Annotated in this window: 15 protein-coding genes, 1 tRNA gene and 1 riboswitch; of the genes, 4 read left to right on the forward strand and 12 right to left on the reverse strand. The window is 45.2% G+C overall.

The features are described from left to right. Positions 1 to 26 precede the first annotated feature (26 nt). From GZN30_RS08720 to moaA, 8 genes are all read right to left on the reverse strand, one after another. Complete coding sequence (locus GZN30_RS08720) at positions 27 to 2330, reverse strand: zinc/cadmium/mercury/lead-transporting ATPase (RefSeq protein ID WP_075650103.1); 2304 nt, start codon at positions 2328 to 2330, stop codon at positions 27 to 29. Positions 2331 to 2395: 65 nt separating this feature from the next. After that, the gene (locus GZN30_RS08725; RefSeq protein ID WP_075650102.1) at positions 2396 to 3847 is read right to left on the reverse strand and encodes an MATE family efflux transporter; all 1452 of its coding nucleotides are present in this window, start codon (positions 3845 to 3847) and stop codon (positions 2396 to 2398) included. A gap of 92 nt (positions 3848 to 3939) precedes the next feature. Next, complete coding sequence (locus GZN30_RS08730; protein ID WP_075650101.1) at positions 3940 to 4356, reverse strand: CBS domain-containing protein; 417 nt, start codon at positions 4354 to 4356, stop codon at positions 3940 to 3942. 201 nt (positions 4357 to 4557) lie between these two features. Further along, positions 4558 to 5013, reverse strand: a complete 456-nt coding sequence (gene moaE / locus GZN30_RS08735) for a molybdopterin synthase catalytic subunit MoaE (RefSeq protein ID WP_075650100.1) — start codon at positions 5011 to 5013, stop codon at positions 4558 to 4560. Position 5014: 1 nt separating this feature from the next. Continuing rightward, the gene (gene moaD, locus GZN30_RS08740) at positions 5015 to 5260 is read right to left on the reverse strand and encodes a molybdopterin synthase sulfur carrier subunit (RefSeq protein WP_075650099.1); all 246 of its coding nucleotides are present in this window, start codon (positions 5258 to 5260) and stop codon (positions 5015 to 5017) included. Continuing rightward, positions 5257 to 5736 carry a cyclic pyranopterin monophosphate synthase MoaC gene (gene moaC / locus GZN30_RS08745; RefSeq protein WP_075650098.1) on the reverse strand — a complete coding sequence of 160 codons (480 nt, stop codon included), beginning with the start codon at positions 5734 to 5736 and terminating at the stop codon, positions 5257 to 5259. The genes moaD and moaC overlap by 4 nt, the downstream gene beginning before the upstream one ends. 28 nt (positions 5737 to 5764) lie before the next feature. Then, positions 5765 to 6277 carry a molybdenum cofactor biosynthesis protein B gene (moaB, locus tag GZN30_RS08750; RefSeq protein ID WP_075650097.1) on the reverse strand — a complete coding sequence of 171 codons (513 nt, stop codon included), beginning with the start codon at positions 6275 to 6277 and terminating at the stop codon, positions 5765 to 5767. A gap of 75 nt (positions 6278 to 6352) precedes the next feature. Beyond that, positions 6353 to 7342: a GTP 3',8-cyclase MoaA gene (gene moaA, locus GZN30_RS08755; RefSeq protein ID WP_075650096.1), complete on the reverse strand. Its 990-nt coding sequence runs from the start codon at positions 7340 to 7342 to the stop codon at positions 6353 to 6355. Next, positions 7331 to 7468: riboswitch (molybdenum cofactor riboswitch) on the reverse strand. (Overlaps the previous gene by 12 nt.) Before the next feature lie 190 nt (positions 7469 to 7658). Here moaA and GZN30_RS08760 point away from each other — a divergent pair. Further along, positions 7659 to 8546, forward strand: coding sequence for a YvcK family protein (locus GZN30_RS08760; RefSeq protein ID WP_075650095.1), 888 nt, complete (start codon positions 7659 to 7661; stop codon positions 8544 to 8546). Here GZN30_RS08760 and luxU read toward each other — a convergent pair. The 3 genes from luxU to uvrB all read right to left on the reverse strand — a co-directional run bounded on the left by luxU (position 8532) and on the right by uvrB (position 12570). After that, complete coding sequence (luxU, locus tag GZN30_RS08765; RefSeq protein WP_075650094.1) at positions 8532 to 8870, reverse strand: quorum-sensing phosphorelay protein LuxU; 339 nt, start codon at positions 8868 to 8870, stop codon at positions 8532 to 8534. The genes GZN30_RS08760 and luxU overlap by 15 nt on opposite strands. 9 nt (positions 8871 to 8879) lie before the next feature. Next, on the reverse strand, positions 8880 to 10265 hold the full coding sequence (luxO, locus tag GZN30_RS08770) for a quorum-sensing sigma-54 dependent transcriptional regulator LuxO (protein ID WP_075650093.1): 1386 nt from the start codon (positions 10263 to 10265) through the stop codon (positions 8880 to 8882). A gap of 274 nt (positions 10266 to 10539) precedes the next feature. Further along, entirely contained in the window at positions 10540 to 12570 is a 2031-nt protein-coding gene (gene uvrB, locus GZN30_RS08775) for an excinuclease ABC subunit UvrB (RefSeq protein WP_075650092.1), read from the reverse strand. 552 nt (positions 12571 to 13122) lie between these two features. Here uvrB and GZN30_RS08780 point away from each other — a divergent pair. Continuing rightward, positions 13123 to 13198, forward strand: a tRNA-Asn gene (locus GZN30_RS08780). Positions 13199 to 13357: 159 nt separating this feature from the next. Here GZN30_RS08780 and GZN30_RS08785 read toward each other — a convergent pair. Next, positions 13358 to 14671, reverse strand: coding sequence for an anaerobic C4-dicarboxylate transporter family protein (locus GZN30_RS08785; protein ID WP_075650091.1), 1314 nt, complete (start codon positions 14669 to 14671; stop codon positions 13358 to 13360). A 363-nt stretch (positions 14672 to 15034) separates the two neighbouring features. On the opposite strand from GZN30_RS08785, the gene rsxA reads away from it, so the two are divergent. Beyond that, positions 15035 to 15616, forward strand: a complete 582-nt coding sequence (gene rsxA / locus GZN30_RS08790; protein ID WP_075650090.1) for an electron transport complex subunit RsxA — start codon at positions 15035 to 15037, stop codon at positions 15614 to 15616. Beyond that, entirely contained in the window at positions 15616 to 16200 is a 585-nt protein-coding gene (rsxB, locus tag GZN30_RS08795; RefSeq protein WP_075650089.1) for an electron transport complex subunit RsxB, read from the forward strand. The genes rsxA and rsxB overlap by 1 nt, the downstream gene beginning before the upstream one ends. Positions 16201 to 16204: the final 4 nt, after the last annotated feature.

Here is a 16204-nt window from a genome sequence, read left to right on the forward strand (position 1 = left end):
CTTGCTACCAACGCAGCAAAGGGGAGTTAATCAAGCTTACTTTCAAATTTAAGTAGTCGGAGCGCATTGAGCGTCACAATCGCTGTCGCACCACTGTCGGCTAACACCGCAACCCACAACCCCGTAATACCTAACAAGCTGGTGACTAAAAATACCCCTTTTAGACCTAATGCCAACGCAATATTCTGGCGAATGTTGTTCAATGTTGCGCGAGACAACTCAATCATGGCTGGCAACTCAACCAAACGGTTATGAGTAATAGCCGCATCGGCGGTTTCCAGCGCAACGTCGGTTCCGCCGCCCATCGCAATACCGATACTCGCCGCTTTCATCGCTGGTGCATCATTAATACCGTCGCCGACCATTGCAACCTTATTGCGTGATGACAACTGCTCAACAAAGTGTACTTTGTCTTGCGGTAGTAAACTGGCTTGAAAGTCGATATCAATTTGCGAGCTGATCGCTGAAGCGCTGCGTGGATTATCACCGGTAAGCATAATTGAGCTGATACCAAGGGCTTTAAGCGCTTTCACTGCCTGCTTCGCATCCTCACGCAACGTATCTTGCCAAGCAATCAAACCTAACACCTGATCCTGCTTCAGTGCCACAATCACTGTTTTGCCTTGATCTTCCAACTCGGCTACGCGCTGATTCAAAGCAAAGTCTAATTCAAACTCTAGCTTGCTCGGTGCCAATGCTCGGAATAGCTCACCATCAATCACACCTTGAATACCACTACCAATTAGCGCTTGTTTGTCACTAGCTTCGGGTAATTCAATCCCTTTACTCTCAGCGTGTTTCACTAGAGAGCTCGCCAAAGGATGGCTCGAGCCAACTTCAATTGCCGCGATGTGTTTCAGCAGCCAAACTGAATCAATATGGTCAGCAGGCACAACATCCGTTACCTCGGGCTTACCCTTGGTTAGCGTACCAGTTTTATCAAACGCTACCGTTTGTACATGACCAAGTTGCTCCAATGCCGCACCGCCTTTAATCAGAGCACCACGACGAGCCGCCGCCGCAAGCCCTGAGGTGATTGCCGCAGGCGTTGAAATCACAAGGGCACAAGGACAAGCGATCAGCAATAAAGCGAGACCACGATAGACCCACGTTTCCCACGGTTGAGCAAACAACAATGGTGGCGTGATGATCACCAGCAGCGAGACCAACATCATCAATGGGGTATACCAACGGCTGAAGCGATCTAAGAATCGCTCTAGCGGTGCTTTACGCGACTCCGCTTCCTCGATCAGATGGAGAATTCTGTCGATAGCATTTTCGCCTTGGCGCGAAGTAATGGTTAAGCGCACGACTTTATCGACCACCACGGCTCCTGCCATCACCGATTCATTCGCCAAGCGTTCCACCGGAATAGACTCACCCGTTAAAGCACTCTCATCAAAACTTGCGGCACCAGCGATAATTTTGCCATCAGCAGGAAGGCGAGCACCCGGTGCGACTTCAATTACGTCACCAAGATTGAGTTCACTCGCGGAGACTTCCACTCGCTTACCATCAATGATCTTGGTCGCGGTCTCTGGCACCAATTCCATTAACGCTTGTACACCACTGCGTGCGCGGGATGCGGCAAAAGCTTCTAAACGTTCACCGATCAGAAATAGCAGCAGTACCATCGCCGCTTCAACACTTTCACCTAAATAAAGTGCACCAATGGCGGCAACACTCATCAGGGTTTCTATCGCAAATGGCGTGCCTGATTTGGCTAAAGAGATGGCTTTTTTAGCAATGGGATAGAGGCCAACCAAACAGGTAAGAATAAACAACCATTCACTTAACTGGGGTTGATAAGGCTTAATCAAACCGGCAAAAGCCATTGCCGCAGCAATCGCGATAATCTGTCCATTTTGCTTAATAATCGGTAGCCAGCCAGTCGGCTTAGGTTGGGTCGATTTTTGATTGGGTGCACTAAAGGTAAAGCCAGTATCTAAAATAGTTCGTTCGACCAAAGCGGCAATTGAGGCGTCATTAGACTTAATAATCAGCTTTTCAGTGGCAAACAGCACTTTGGCTTCGGTAATCCCTTGGATCTTGTTGACTGCGGTTTCGACTTTTCGGGCACAAGAAGGACAATCCATGCCATTAATTTTCCAGCTATGGCTAAAACGCGCTTGTGAAGATAAGCCGGAATCGCCTTCCTCATCACTTGGATCAGAGCCGCTACCACAGGTTGAGCTAGCACAACACTCTGAGCCAGTGCTTTCAACGCCAGCCATTTTTATACTGGTAATTTTCGGGCTAGCGCATGAGCTAGCTTGAGTTGGGTTCGCTACCGCTTTGTTTGTGCGGCATGCTTCATGTTTGGTGCACATAATTGATTCTCCTATCAAAGTACACCCTAAGCATAAACCTTGGAGTACACTCCAAGGTCAAGCTTTTAATCGGTCAATTTCGTTTTATTCGCGGCTACTTCTTCAATTAATACCGCATCATGACTACAAAATGGTGTGGTATTAACACTTTTAATCGCCGGATCTTTAGGTTCAAGCTCTGTGACCTCACCTTGCATCAAGTCTCGAATGTGCTTACGAAGCACCCAAATTGCGATTAAACCAAATACAATTGCACCCAAAGCCTGACCATAAAGGACACCTAAAGCGCCAAACCAAACCGCACCGAGATGAACAAAAGGTAATGTCCCTAATGTCGCTTTCCCTAAGTTTAGTGCCGTCGAATATAGCGGTTTACCTAAATTATTAAACGAAGTGTTCGCGACAAACTGCATACCATTAAAAATATTCGTGATGGCAATATAAGTACAAAATACGCCCACAATTAAGGCAGCGTCACCGGTAAGACTGAAACCACTGATGATAAAACCTTGAACAAAATAGAGCACAATACACACCAAGATGGTGTAAATCGTAGTAACAATTAACGAGTTATTGAGCGTCTCTCTCACTCGATCAAAACGTTCTGCGCCAAAGTTCTGCCCGATAATCGGTCCTACCGCGCCGGACAGTGCGAAAATCACAGCAAAACAGACCGGAATGATCCGTCCAATTACCGCAAAACCTGCCACAAAATCTTCACCAAACTGAGCCAATGATGAAGTAACAATCGCGTTGCCAATCGGGGTAGCGATATTGGTAATAATCGCGGGAAGTGCTATCGCCAAAATGGGTTTGGCATTGCAGCGCCATGCAAACCAAGAAGGAGGAGCAACGAGATCATGGATTTTAATCAATGGGTAGATTGAAAATACGAACACAGTGATTCGTGCAATGACCGAAGCGGCCGCCGCCCCTTCTACGTTCCATTTAAAAACAAAAATAAACAGTGGGTCTAATACTGCATTAACAATACCACCAGCCAACGTTGCCCACATTGAACGCTTAGCATCACCAGCAGCACGAAGACCAGCCCCTGCCGCCATACCAAGCGCGAGAATTGGACCACTCGGTATTAAGATTTGCAAATACGCCGCCGCTCTTTCAGCGGCGAAACCTTGTGCACCGATGGCTGCGAGCAACTCTGGAATGTAGCTGTACATCACTGCGCTGACTACACAACTAATAGTAAATGCGGTGAGTAACGTACTGCTACTCAAGGTTCGAGCATACGTAAACTGCTTACTGCCAATCGCTTTTGACACCAACGCGCCCATCGCGATTGACGTCGCAATTGATATAGAAGTCGAGAAAAAAACCAAGGTACCAGCAAAACCGACGGCTGCCGCTAACTCCACTTGACCAAGCATACTGATAAACAGCATATCAAGGAGATCGACAACAAAAAGTGCCATAAGACCAACCGAACCGGCCCCCGACATCACCAGAATATGGCGCATTGTTGAGCCTTCAACAAACTTGGCACTTTGATTTTCCATGCTTTCTCCTCAAATCCGTTTACATCTGCACTTCCATACGTTCAACAAAACAAAAAGGCGCCTTGGCGCCTTTATCTCGTTCAAAATTATTATCACACAGGATGCTTGAAACACTCATCGATATTTTTAGCGATGGCTCGTAAAACATCCTTTCGCGTAATGATGCCGATTAGCTTACCATTTTCGATCACTGGGTAAACTTTTGGCTTACCCACTTGCATCATCTCAGCCAGTTCAATCACTGACATTTCCGGTGATACCGAAAGCACATCAGGGTACATGCAATCGCTAACAATATGGGTGTCTTGACAGTAATAACTCACTTTAATCAACTTATCGAGCAAATCTTGTCCCGACAAAAAGCCAATTACTTTTTTATTCTCATCGATAACAGGTCCACCTAGATAATCGGAACCCATCACTTTATCTAGGGCCGCACTGAGTGACATCTCTGGTGTAAAAGTTACCGCTTGTAGCTTCATGTAGTCTCTTACTTTTAACGATTCCATGTTGGTCTCCTATGTCGCGCCACTGACTAAACTCTATTGAGAAATAACGTTGTTAATCTAAGTGTCGCCTAATTTCTTGATTTTACTAAATGGAAAGCAACAATTTTTCTGATAGGTTTTATCTATCGCTACGTAAGAGAGATAAAAAAAGACCATAGGCAAATACCTATGGTCTTAAAAAATACGGCTCAAATCTAAAAACTAGTTTTGCCAACGCTCTGCGGCTTTCGCATCTGAGTCACGTGAGTCTACCCAACGTGTCGCTTCTGTTGTGCGCTCTTTTTTCCAGAACGGGGCTTTGGTTTTTAGGTAGTCCATAACAAATTCGCACGCTTCAAATGCTGCGCCGCGATGCGCACTAGCCACACCAACAAACACGATTTGATCGCCAGTTGTCATATCACCTACGCGGTGGATAACACGAATGCCTTCTAACGGCCAGCGCTGCTCAGCTTCATTACAGATTTCAGCCAAAGCTTTTTCTGTCATACCTGGGTAGTGTTCAAGAGAAAGACCCACTACATCGTCGCCTAAGTTCATGTCGCGCACTTTGCCGACAAAAGTCACCACGGCACCAGAAGCATTGCTCTGCGCGAGTGCTTGGTACTCGTCGCCAACGTTGAAGTCTTCAACTTGTACTAATACACGAGGATCCATCTTAGCCTCCGGTAACCGGTGGGAAGAAAGCAACTTCATCACCAGCGGTTAGCGGGTGAGTCAGTGGAACGATTGATTGATTTACCGCAGCCAAAAGACGTCCAGGATCAAGTGCGAGATCCCACTTGCCCTCTTGCGCCGCTAGATGAGCACGCAACTCTTCAACCGTAGTGAATTCACCTTCAAGTTGCAGTTCATCGGTTTCAACCAACTCTCGAGTTTGAGCAAAGAATAAAACCTTAATCATGCTTCCACCTTAAAGTGTCCAGACTTACCGCCAAGTTTCTCTAACAGACGAACTTGCCCAATCACCATGTCTTTCTGTACCGCTTTACACATATCGTAAATGGTTAACGCAGCAACCGAAGCGGCTGTTAGTGCTTCCATCTCTACGCCCGTTTTACCTGCCAGTTTACACAACGACTCAATACGTACGTAATTTTCCGCTTCATTCGCTTCTAGCTGCACTTCCACTTTAGAAAGCAGTAGTGGATGGCAAAGCGGGATCAAATCCCACGTTTTCTTGGCTGCTTGAATGCCTGCAATTCGCGCCGTTGCGAACACATCACCTTTGTGATGTTGACCAGACATAATCAATTGCAAGGTTTCTGGTGCCATATGAACAAAAGCTTCAGCGCGTGCTTCACGTACTGTTTCTGCCTTGCCCGATACGTCCACCATGTTTGCTTCGCCAGAAGCATTAATATGGGTAAACTGGCTCATGAGTGCTCCGCGTTCGATGATTCAGTAATTAAACTGAAAGGTGTGGCATAAAGTTACAAGGACGGTGGCTCGCATCTAGCTGTTGCTTGATGATCTTTGTCCAACCAGTACGACATGCACCCGTTGAACCTGGCATCGCAAAAATTACCGTATGGTTAGCAAAGCCTGCGATCGCGCGAGACTGAATAGTCGATGTACCGATTTCCTCGTAAGAAACCAGACGGAATAGCTCACCGAAACCTTCTACTTCTTTGTCGAATAGAGGCTTAAGCGCTTCAGGCGTGCTGTCACGTGAAGTGAAACCAGTACCACCAGTGATCATGATTGCTTGCACGTTTTCATCAGCAATCCACTGAGAAACGATCGCACGAATTTTGTACATGTCATCAATAACAATTTGCTTATCAACAACGTTATGACCTGCATCTTGAGCGTTTTCTACTAGGAAACGACCTGATGTATCATTTTCTTCTGTACGAGTGTCAGAAACGGTTAGAACTGCAATGTTTGCTGGTTGGAACTTGCTTTCTGCATGACCCATTTGCTCACCTACCTATCGTGATTAGTTTTGTTCGCCGCTCTACGTCAGCGATAAATAATTTGGAAGAGAGTTTGATTAGCCGCCAATTGATGCCAGATGTGGCGTCATACCTGTGTTGCCATCTTGCAAGAAATGACTAACAGACTTGGTTTGTAACTGCTCTTGAATGCGTTGAATTAACAAAGGTTCTTGCTCATCTTGCTCAAGCAGATCACGCAGTTCAACCCCGTGATCACCAAACAGACAAAGATGTAGTTTACCCAATGCGGATACGCGTAGTCGGTTACAGCTTTCACAAAATCCTTTTTCATAAGGCATGATCAAACCGATTTCACCTTGGTAGTCAGGGTGAACAAAAACCTGAGCAGGACCGTCATTATTCTCGCGAATTTTGAGTAACCAACCATTTGCGATCAACTGATTGCGAATTTGTACACCGGAGACGTGATGATTTTGAAATAGCTCGTCCATTTCACCAGTCTGCATCAATTCTATAAAACGTAATTGAATTGGGCGGTGTTTAATCCAATCAAGAAATAGCGGCAATTGGTGTGAGTTCAGATCTTTCATCAATACAACATTGACTTTGACCTGTGAATAACCAACCTCGAAAGCTCGGTCGATACCCGCCATTACTTGATTGAACTTATTTTCGCCTGTGATTTGATGGAAAAGACGTGGGTCAAGACTATCAACACTGACATTGATATGCGTTAAACCCGCTTGCTGCCATTCGGCAACTTGCTTCTCCATACGGTAGCCATTGGTGGTGGTGGCGACTTTGCGGATACCGTTAGTATTGGCAACCGTTTCGATAATCTGCGTAAAATCTTTACGCAAACTTGGCTCACCACCGGTGATACGAACTTTACTCGTACCGCAGTCAGCAAATGCGCGTACTACACGTTGAATTTCAGGAAGCGATAAAAAAGACGAGTTTTTTTGCCCCGAAGGCTTGTAACCATCAGGTAAGCAATATGTACATTTAAAGTTACAAACATCTGTAACAGAGAGACGCAAGTAGTAAAACTTGCGATGGAATTTATCTTCTAATTGTTGCGCCACGGAACACCTTTCCAAACACGGGAGGCATAGTCATTTCCAACTGTGCCCTTGTGACATCATGTCACTGGCTCACAAAGCTTATTCGTCACTGAACTTAGCTTACGGAGCTCGGAGTTATGGCAACCGTTACATGTTCACAATTTGTACAATTGAGAATTTAACAGCAGCTACCGCATAAAATACTTAAAAACTGTGAGGGATTCCACCCTTAGAGTGAAAAAAAACGCACAGCTCACTCAATTTGCCCCCTATTGAGTACTCAGAGTAAATCGATTAATTTAAATTGTAGTTGGTATAGCTGAAAATAAGAAAACGAATGACAATCTATTCAGAAAAAAAAGTGGTCGCAATTGGCGGCGGTCATGGCTTAGGTCGTATGCTTGCGGCGCTAAAGGATTTTGGAGCCAATGCGACAGGTATTGTAACCACCACAGATAACGGCGGCTCCACTGGACGAATTCGTCACTGCCAAGGCGGCATTGCTTGGGGTGATACTCGTAACTGTGTTAATCAGCTCATTACCGAACCATCAATCAGCTCGATGATGTTTGAATATCGCTTTAAAGGCGCTGGCGAATTGGATGGACATAATCTTGGTAACCTGATGTTGACCGCTCTTGATAACCTTTCGGTGCGCCCACTCGATGCAATTAACCTGATCCGCAATATGTTGAAAGTGGATGTCAATTTAGTGCCGATGTCTGAACACCCATCGGATCTTAAAGCCCTCTCAAAAGAAGGCAAATGGGTGACTGGCGAAACCAGCGTGGATGAGATGGAGGCGGATTTACAACGCTTAGACCTCGAACCTGAAGTGCCCGCCACAAAAGAAGGCGTTCAAGCTATCGAACAGGCAGATATGATCATTCTTGGTCCAGGAAGCTTTCTCACCAGCATTATGCCACCGTTATTATTACCAGAAATTGGACGCGCGATTGCTGGTAATAGTGCCGCTAAATTGGTGTTTGTCGAAAACTTATCACCAGAATACGGTCCCGCTGGTCGCATGTCATTGCGTGAAAAATTAGAGTGGTGTGAGCGAGCTTGCCAAGGTCGTAAACTCGACGTGGTCCTAGGTGCTGAATCGCATCCTGAACTCAGTGATTGGAATTGCGTGACAACCGATTTGGCTTCACCAAACCGAGACTGGCGACATGACCGTCAAAAACTCCATGCCGCCATTATTGAGTTACTCTCTCAATAACCCTTCATATTGTTGATGGGTCTCTTTGAGTAAATCTAACATTTTTTGCTTATCTTCAGGGCTGGTTAATGCCAGTCCTGACTTCCCTGAACTGTCATAATCAATCGCTAGACGACATAACGCTTCTGCACCAAAGCTCGCGGCACTGCTTTTTAAGGCATGGCTTATCTCTTTAAGATAAGCGTCTTGATCGCTGTCTGGCAGATCCAGTTTCTCGGCATATTGATTGAGCTCATTTAAGAAAATTTCCAATAAAATTGGTAAATTATCCGCACCAATCTCTTGCTTCAAACGTTCAACTTGCTGTTGATTAATAATGTCCATGAGACCCTACTATAGTTGTTTTTCATTCCAGGCTTGCAGCTTGCGATAAATTGTCGACGGGCTAACGTCTAAATACCCTGCAGCTTTGGGAATATTGCCATCACAAGCTTGAATGGCTTGCTCAATGGCACGCTTCTCCGTCAACCACAAAGGAAAAATATCGTGCACAGTTAGCACTTCTTTCTCTTGTGAGGCACTAACCTCACTGCCATGAATTGGCTTATTCAATGGCGGTGGCAACATATCTAACCGAATTTCTTTGCCGTTATTCAACACCACAACGTTACGCAATACGTTTTGCAATTGACGTACGTTTCCTGGCCATTCATAACGAGAGAAGCAATCAACGACCTCTGGCGACAGCCTGATGAAGTCTTTGCCCTCTTCTTTCGACATGAAACCTAGCAAAGAGTATACAATTTCAATGACATCTTCGTCGCGCTCACGTAAAGGTGGCAAATGAAGTGGGATGACATACAAGCGATAATACAAATCTTCGCGAAAACGTCCCTCTTGCACCTCTTTCCACGGATCGCGGTTCGTCGCACAAACAAAACGCACATCCACGCTCTTCATTTTTGACGAACCCACCTTTTGGAAAGTACCCGTCTGAATAAAGCGCAGTAGTTTAGTTTGCAAATCCAAGTCCATTTCACACAATTCATCAAGGAACAAGGTACCACCATCAGCAAGTTCTGCTGCCCCTTGACGGTCTGTCGCCGCGCCAGTAAACGCGCCTTTTACGTGACCAAACAACTCACTTTCGATGAGGTCTTTCGGTATTGCGGCACAGTTAATCGCGATAAATGGCTTATCTCCACGCTTACTCGCCGCATGGATAGCTTCCGCACACACTTCTTTACCGGTACCACTTTCACCGGTAATAAAAATACTCGCCTTACTTGCTGCCGCTGAATCTATGGTGCGATAGACCGCTTGCATCGTATGACTACTGCCGATAAAACCCTGATAACCTTGATTTATTCCATCTTCAGTTTTTAGCTTACTTGCTTTACGAATTGCATTATTGACCGTAACGCGCAATCGGTCTGCTTCACAAGGCTTAATTAAGAAGTCTTGTGCACCATGTCGCATTGCCTCAACTGCGGTATCAATTGAGCCATGCGCCGTCATAAAGATCACGGGCACATCTGGGTTTTGTTGTTTTACTTCATGGAGAACGTCCATACCCGTCATATCAGGTAGACGTAAATCCAGTAGGATCAGATCAGGGGTACGAAAAGAAAGACTCTCAATAGCGTCTCGACCTGTACCAACAATGTTGATATCAATCCCGAGCGGCGTGAGATAAGAGCGGTATAAGGCGGCAACGGAAGCCGTATCTTCTACCATCAAAAGATAGCGATTTTTTTGTGTAAACGTATTTTGCTGCATAACCTAGCCATAGATTTTTGATTGCATTTTGTTCCAATAATTGCATTGCGCATTGCATTTTGCAAATCTCGTCATCAAAAAAGCTTAGATCTATACAAAATATCGAGGGTATTCAGCAGAAAATTAATTGGCACGAATAGTGCAGTATTAACAATGACCCTAACGGGTCACCTAGCCAACTGACGTTGTTAGTGAACTTAGTATTCACAAATGACAGCCAATAGAACCTTTTCTATTGGCTATTTTTTTGTCTGAAATTTAGCAACCAAGTTGGTTAGCTGTTGGTAATGAACTGCGCACGCAACTTCTCAATCTCATCTCGCTTAGCGGCAGCCAATTCAAACTCAAGATCTTGCGCATGTTGATACATTTGCGCTTCCAATTTGCTGATCTCTTTTTCAAGCTGCTGCGGAGAAAGCACTTGGTAGTCTTGCGACGGTTCGGCAACTTTCGACAGTGGTACTGCCTTACTGTTACGCTGTTTACGAGCCTTACCGATATCCCCTAGCTCCATAATATCTTTAATATTACGTTTCAGTGCTTGTGGTTCAATGCCTTGCTCTAGGTTATACGCTTGCTGTTTCTCGCGACGACGATTCGTTTCCCCCATTGCTCGTTCCATCGAACCGGTAATACGGTCTGCGTAGAGAATCGCCTTACCATTGACGTTACGCGCAGCACGACCAATCGTCTGAATCAGTGAACGCTCAGAGCGTAAGAAACCTTCTTTGTCCGCATCCAGAATCGCGACCAGCGATACTTCCGGCATATCAAGACCCTCACGCAGTAAGTTAATACCCACTAACACATCAAACTCCCCAAGGCGCAAGTCACGGATAATCTCCACACGTTCAACAGTGTCAATGTCTGAGTGAAGGTAACGAACGCGAACATCATGCTCGCTCAAGTATTCGGTTAAATCTTCTGCCATGCGTTTAGTGAGAGTGGTCACTAACACACGCTCATCTTTAGCGGCGCGAATACGCACTTCTGAGAGTAAATCATCAACCTGAGTCGCCACTGGACGAACTTCAAGCTCTGGATCGAGTAGACCGGTTGGACGAACCACTTGGTCCGCAATTTCATCCGCTGATTTCTCTAGCTCATAATTACCCGGTGTGGCTGAAACAAAAATCGTCTGTGGCGCCAGTGATTCAAATTCATCAAATTTGAGTGGGCGGTTATCCAAAGCAGAAGGTAGACGGAAACCGTATTCCACCAGCGTTTCTTTACGTGAGCGGTCGCCTTTATACATCGCACCAATTTGCGGCACAGTAACATGTGACTCATCGATAATGAGTAAACCGTCAGCGGGTAGATAATCAAACAAGGTTGGTGGCGGCTCACCCTCGCTACGACCACTTAAGTAACGGGAATAGTTTTCGATGCCGGAACAGAATCCAAGCTCATTCATCATCTCAATATCGAACTGAGTACGCTGACTAATACGCTGCTCTTCAAGCAACTTGTTATTGTCTAACAAATACTTTTTGCGTTGCTCTAACTCGACTTTGATCTCTTCTATCGCATCAAGAATTTTCTCACGCGGCGTTACGTAGTGGGTTTTCGGGTAAATCGTGTAGCGTGGTAAATCACGCTGTTTCACCACACCCGTTAATGGGTCAAACACACTGATACAATCAATTTCGTCATCGAACATTTCAATGCGAACTGCGTCTTGCTCTGATTCCGCTGGGAAAATATCAATCACTTCGCCACGGACGCGGAATTGCCCACGCTCAAAAGCAACATCATTACGGCTGTATTGTAATTCTGCTAAACGACGCAATATGTCACGCTGATCCATCACATCGCCACGGCGAATATGTAACATCATTTTTAGATACGATTGCGGATCACCCAAGCCGTAAATCGCCGAGACCGAAGCGACAATGATGGCATCTTTTCGCTCAAGTAGTGCTTTGGTTGCCGACAAACGCATTTGTTCGATATGCGCGTTGATCGAAGCATCTTTCTCAATAAACGTATCCGTAGTCGGTACATAAGCTTCTGGCTGGTAGTAATCGTAGTAAGACACAAAAAACTCAACCGCATTATTAGGGAAAAATGCTTTCATCTCTCCGTAGAGCTGCGCCGCAAGCGTTTTGTTAGGCGCGAGCAAAATTGCAGGGCGCTGAGCAGTCGCAATCACATTCGCCAAGGTAAAAGTCTTACCTGAGCCGGTTACACCCAACAAGGTTTGATGGGCAAGACCGGCATCGAGTCCTTCTAGTAATTGATGGATTGCCGTTGGCTGATCACCTGAGGGCTTATAATCTGAGACCAAGTCATACAGTTTGCTCATCGCATCCTCGATATCTAATCTAAAAATAATGGTGCCATTTTGTCTGTATATATATACAGACTCAAGTCCTAATCGAAAAATTCGCTTTGCTTTTATCGATTATTTTTCATGTTGACGCTAGATCCCTGACTCATAAGCTGATAATATTCCTGCCCCTATCAAGGCACCCAGCCTAAAAAACGCTTTTCAACCATTCACAGCTTATACACAAAATTTCCTATTTAAGCTCAGATCGTGCTTTGATCATTTTTTTGCACTCACTCTCAAATCGGATCAAAAACAGTCACAAACGGTTGTTATTACTACATCTAAACAAAGATCTATTTGCGCAACAACAGAGCGACTTTGATCATGTTTTAATCATCAAAATAGTTATTAAAGCATAATTAACACACTTATCCACAATTTTAGTGGATAACTATTTGCAGCCCAATAGCCATGAGGGCTAGGGAAAAGTAAAGTTATTTTTCTTCACTAATTTTTATTGTTTTCCCTCAGCAACTATTGACAGTGAGAATGGCTGCGGCTAACATCCGCTTCGCTAAATGCAATTCCTCCTTAGCTCAGTTGGTAGAGCGACGGACTGTTAATCCGCAGGTCGCTGGTTCGAGCCCAGCAGGAGGAGCCAAATTCCATAGAAAAGCCGTGTCTTAGGACGCGGCTTTTTTATATCTGCTTTTTAGCGTGTTCCCTCTGCTAACACGTACAAAAACAAAAAGACGCCCGCAGGCGCCTTTGTTTTTATACTGCCACAACAAAGCAGCATATAGCGTTTTTAATCAGATAATTACAACACGATACCTGCAAAGATAAAGCCGAAGATAATACTGAACACTAAGCTCAGTAGACCCGGAATCATAAAGCTGTGGTTAAAGATATATTTGCCAATCTTAGTCGTTCCTGTACGGTCAAAGTCAATTGAGGCAATGATTGGACCGTAGTTAGGAATAAAGAAGTAACCGTTAACCGCAACAAACGTCGCGATAATTACTTCTGGTGGCAGACCAAGCATAATACCTACAGGCACCAATACCGCAGTCGTTGCACCTTGGCTGTTTACCATCACAGATAGACCAAACAGCGCAAATGCAAACGTCCATGGCGCGACTTCCACCATGCCTGATACCGCCTCTTTCACCATCAAATCGTGACCACCGATGAATGTATCACCAAGCCAGGCAATACCGAAGATTGCGACGATCGCACGCATACCCGCGTGGAATACCGAACCTTGCGTGATCGCGTTACCATCCGGTTTACAGATCAAAATAATCAGCGCACCCATGGCTAGCATGATGATTTCAATCGTATGTGCCATGCCCATCGGTGAACCATCAAAATTTGGTCGTAGGAATGGGAATGCCCCCATAATAACCACGGCTAGTGCACCAAATAGGAACAGACCAACTGCACGTTTCGCTTCTGGACGAATCTCAATCTCTTCTACTTGAGTCTCTTCTTCCATCTCTTTACGGAAAGCAGGATCTTGCATGCGACGTTGGTATTCAGGATCGTCTTTTAGCTCTTTGCCAAGCTTGTTCACAATTAAACAAGCAGAGGCAAGACCAAGAAATGTACCCGGAATGGTTACCATCAGTACATCAGCTAGGGTAATGCCTTGCGGCTCTAAAAATGCAACCAGAGCAACAACCGCAGCTGCGATAGGGCTTGCCACGATAGCAAACTGAGATGCGATTACCGCCATACCCAGTGGGCGCTCAGGGCGAATGCCGCTACGACGACTCACTTCGGCAATAACCGGTAGAACTGAATAAGCTACGTGACCAGTACCCGCTAAAAAGGTAAATGACCAAGTAACCAGTGGCGCAATAAAAGTGATTTGGCGAGGGTTCTTGCGCAAAATGTTAGATGCCACTTTAATCAGATAATCTAGACCACCAGCCGCTTGCATTGCCGCTGCCGCTGCAACTACCGCCATGATCATTAGCATGACATCAATAGGTGGACTGGTCGGTTTTAAGCCAAAGACAAAGCTTAAGATCGCTAAGCCAATACCACCCATTACGCCCAGACCGATACCACCGATCCGCGCACCAATTAAAATACATCCCAGAACAACTAAAAACTCTATCAAAAACACATCAAACTCCTTGATGACAACGTTTAAATAAAACCTTGCGAATAGTAAGTTTTTTATTGTTTTTGTTTTCAGCACAGCATCACATAAGTGCAACGAAAAAACGCCGCTATGTGAAGATTGTTTAATGCCTCTCGCTATTACAGGTCAGTTGTTACTGCCGTGTAATTGGAATGGATAGGTTCCGGTGCCATTATGCAACATATCCGTTTAGCCCTACTCAGCAACGAAAACGTTTTCCGCTCTATTAGCACGTATTTTGCGTATAATTTTTACTCAATAACCTAAAACCTTATCTTTCCTTGGTTGTTATTAAGCAAGCAAAGCGGGATAATATCGGGATCGGATTTCTTTAAATATAAAACTATGACCGAATATCTTTTGTTGTTGGTCGGCACTGTGCTGGTCAACAACTTTGTACTGGTGAAGTTCTTGGGCTTATGTCCATTTATGGGCGTTTCTAAGAAATTAGAGACTGCTATTGGTATGGGGTTAGCAACCACTTTTGTGCTAACTCTCGCTTCGGTGTGCGCGTATCTCGTAGAAAGCTATATTTTAGTGCCATTAGGGCTGCAATATTTGCGAACCATGAGTTTCATTCTCGTTATCGCCGTAGTGGTACAGTTCACTGAAATGGTGGTACATAAAACCAGCCCGACACTTTATCGTCTGCTGGGTATTTTCTTACCACTGATCACGACCAACTGTGCGGTACTGGGTGTTGCACTACTCAATATCAATGAAAATCATAACTTCATCGAATCGATTATCTACGGATTTGGTGCTGCTGTTGGTTTCTCATTAGTGTTGATCTTGTTTGCTTCAATGCGCGAGCGTATCTCTGCCGCTGACGTACCGACTCCATTCAAAGGCGCATCCATTGCGATGATCACCGCCGGTTTGATGTCTCTAGCCTTTATGGGCTTTACTGGTTTGGTGAAGCTGTAATGAGTTCAATACTAATCGCTATTATCGCACTTGCGGTACTTGCCGCTGTATTTGGCGCTATTCTTGGTTTTGCTTCAATTCGCTTTAAAGTCGAAGCAGATCCTATCGTTGACCAAATCGACGGTATTTTGCCACAAACCCAATGTGGTCAATGTGGTTACCCTGGTTGCCGCCCATATGCTGAAGCCATCGCTAACGGCGATGCGATCAATAAATGCCCTCCTGGTGGACAAGCTACCATTGAAAAGCTAGCCGCACTAATGGGAGTTGAAGCGACCGATTCAGCACATGATCTCGATGACGCAGTGAAAACTGTCGCTTTTATCCATGAAGACATGTGTATCGGTTGTACAAAATGCATTCAAGCATGCCCAGTCGATGCCATTGTGGGTGGTACAAAAGCAGTGCATACCGTTATTAAAGATGAGTGTACTGGTTGTGACCTTTGTGTCTCTCCTTGCCCAACAGACTGTATTGAAATGATCCCTGTAGCCACCACTACAGCGAATTGGAAGTGGCAATTAAACGCCATTCCTGTTGTTGATATTACCGATTCTGCTGACAAGCAGGAAAGTGTGAATTAAGGAC

Origin of the sequence: Vibrio ponticus (genome assembly GCF_009938225.1) — a bacterium.
Taxonomy (GTDB): Bacteria; Pseudomonadota; Gammaproteobacteria; order Enterobacterales; family Vibrionaceae; genus Vibrio; species Vibrio ponticus.